The following is a 2,731-nucleotide window of genomic DNA, read 5'->3' as shown; positions in this document are numbered from 1 at the left end:
GAAAGGCTTTACATCAGCCAGTTTCGGACATGATGGGTCGATTGACTCAGCTCATGTCCGTTTTTCTTGGCGTCCCGCTACCGGATACAGAACTTCCCACTGTCCAGCTGATAAACCAATGGATAAGAAATCAAAGCTATTGGAAGATTTTTTCTGGAGATGTTCACTTTCTGGACGTTATTCGTCAGCCGTAGAGAGTAAAATGGCACAGGATGTGAAAAGAATAGATCAAATTCTCAATGGTGATCTTCCTAGCTATGACTGGTCAATTGACACTTCGGAAGAATTTATTAAAAACAATGGATGGTTCAGTGCTGCAAGAAGTTACATTAAAGCTATTCTGTGCATATACGTTTATTTTCAACCCAAGTCATTTAATGATAATTCCATAGTGAATATTAGTAATTACTGGCTAAAGCAGGGTAACAGCAAGAATTATCATCACTTTTTTCCAAAAGCTTATTTGAGAAAGCTTGACCACTATAATGAATTCTATATTAATCACATATTAAATATTACAATAGTAGATGATTTTCTCAACAAGCGAGAGATCAGGGCTAAAGCTCCATTCCAGTACATGTCTAAATTTCGTGAAATTAATCCGGATTTAGATGCAACAATGAAAACTCATCTGATAGATGATTTAACTTTCTTTGGCGTTTGGAATGACAACTATGATCTCTTTCTTGAAGAACGAGCAAAGGCTGTTAGCCGGGAGCTTCAGAAAAGAATAATCAAGCAGGACATAGATCAACAAAAACAATCCAACTTGATAGATGACTTTGAAGAAGAGTTGACAGTTTCTGAATAAAGATTACTATATCTATCTGGCTATCTTTCTCATAAGAAAATGGAGATTAGATAATGCATCAAGACAAAATCGTGGAAGAGATTCATCGAATTCGAGAAGAATACCTGCGATCATTTAACTATGACTTGAAAGCCCTATTTTCTGATTTACAAAAGCAGCAAGCTGAAAGCGGAAAAGAAATGGTCAACTTGTCATCAAAGCGCAGTCAATCAACTCGCTGGATCAATCGCGAGAAAGACTCTAAACAAGATGAAAAGTAGGTTTAGGTTGGGTGGAACGAAGTGGAACCCAGAGCTAGATCTAGCTTTGTTGGGTTCTGCTGTCGCGCCACCCAACCTACGTTTTTTCAAATACAACTCTTTTCTTAGATTCTACCCATGAAATACGTTGATGAATTTCGCGATCCAGTTAAGGCCCAAGGTGTTTTAGCCGATATTACCCAGTTAGCAGAAAAGTTAACTCAGAATCGAACTGGCCCAATCAAAATCATGGAAGTTTGCGGGGGCCACACCCACGCTATTTTTAAGTTTGGCTTAGAGCATTTGCTGCCGCCCACCATTGAATTGGTGCATGGGCCAGGGTGTCCGGTGTGCATTATGCCCAAGGGCAGGTTGGACGATGCCATCGCCATTGCCCAGCAGCCCAGCGTAATTTTTACCACCTTTGGCGATGCCATGCGGGTGCCCGGTTCAACGCTCAATTTGCTTCAGGCCAAGGCAGAGGGGGCGGATATTCGCATGGTCTATTCGCCGCTGGATGCGTTGGCCATGGCAAAGGCAAATCCTGACAAAGAAGTGGTCTTTTTTGCCATTGGTTTTGAAACCACGGCCCCCAGTACGGCCCTCACGGTGCTGCAAGCGCGGGATCAAGGGGTGATGAATTTTAGTTTGTTTAGCAACCATGTTTTGGTGGTTCCGGCCCTGGAGGCGCTGCTGGATAACCCGGATTTGCAACTGGATGGCTTTGTGGGGCCGGGGCATGTGAGCACCGTGATTGGCACCGATCCCTACCACGTGATCACCGCCCACTATGGCAAACCCGTAGTGGTGTCGGGCTTCGAGCCTTTGGATATTCTGCAATCGGTGTGGATGGTACTGCGGCAGTTGGCGGAGGGCCGTTGTGAGGTGGAAAACCAGTACACCCGCCTGGTGAACGACCAGGGCAATGCCGTGGCCATGCGGGCGATGGCTGAAGTGTTTGAGGTGCGCCCCACCTTTGCTTGGCGCGGGTTGGGGGATATTCCCTCATCTGGGTTGCAGATGCGCTCGGCTCTGGCGGCGTGGGATGCGGAGGAAAAGTTCGCCCTCCCCGGTCGGCAGGTGGCGGATCATCGGGCCTGTGCCTGTGGCGACATCCTCAAGGGGGTGAAAAAGCCCTGGGATTGCAAGGTGTTTGGCACGGCTTGTACACCGGAAAGCCCGCTAGGAGCCTGCATGGTGTCCTCCGAGGGTGCCTGCGCCGCTTATTACAAATATGGACGATTAGCGACGGAACGACGACCGATGAGCCGGGTTTAGGGAGGTATCGTCTGCGAGGTATTAGAAGATGGTTGAAAAGTCCTGTTGCTTGTAGCAGCGGTGCCGATCCCCCCTGCCCCCCTTGAAAAGGGGGGTAAAAGTCCCCCTTTCTAAGGGGGATTTAGGGGGATCGGTGGGTGACTAAAGCTACAGGGGATCCCTTCTCAAACGCCCTTGTAGCAAAAGGGGGAAGCCCATCTGCCCTGACTGCCTGACAGAAGTGGGTGAAAGGCTTGAAACCTCGTGCTGCGAGGGGGAAAAGGTGAGGTGACATGAGACGCTGGAATTGCATATCTCAGGGTCTTTGCCATGCCAGCCACCACCTGTCTCTATGATCAAGTGCTGTCCTTGCTGCGTCAATATAGCCATCGTCGGGATCTGCGACACCTCAAGGCCTTGGCGT

General features: G+C 48.0%; 3 protein-coding genes. All 3 read left to right on the top strand.

Going from position 1 to position 2,731, the window contains the following annotated elements; genetic code table 11:
• A partial coding sequence (locus H6G62_RS26630; protein ID WP_199325268.1) for a hypothetical protein occupies positions 1–811 on the top strand: 811 nt, incomplete at its 5' end.
• 53 nt (positions 812–864) lie between these two features.
• Positions 865–1,071, top strand: a complete 207-nt coding sequence (locus H6G62_RS26625) for a hypothetical protein (RefSeq protein WP_190500797.1) — start codon at positions 865–867, stop codon at positions 1,069–1,071.
• Between the two features lie 117 nt (positions 1,072–1,188).
• Entirely contained in the window at positions 1,189–2,328 is a 1,140-nt protein-coding gene (gene hypD / locus H6G62_RS26620) for a hydrogenase formation protein HypD (protein ID WP_190500795.1), read from the top strand.
• Positions 2,329–2,731 lie beyond the last annotated feature (403 nt).

The sequence above is a fragment of the Phormidium sp. FACHB-1136 genome, assembly GCF_014697375.1.
GTDB lineage: Bacteria > Cyanobacteriota > Cyanobacteriia > Phormidesmidales > Phormidesmidaceae > Nodosilinea.
This window is presented reverse-complemented; position numbering and strand designations above follow the sequence as displayed.

Excerpts from the sequence above, each read along its gene's own strand:
- hypD (WP_190500795.1), top strand. The coding sequence starts at position 1,189 with ATGAAATACGTTGATGAATTTCGCGATCCAGTTAAGGCCCAAGGTGTT.
- H6G62_RS26625 (WP_190500797.1), top strand. The coding sequence starts at position 865 with ATGCATCAAGACAAAATCGTGGAAGAGATTCATCGAATTCGAGAAGAA.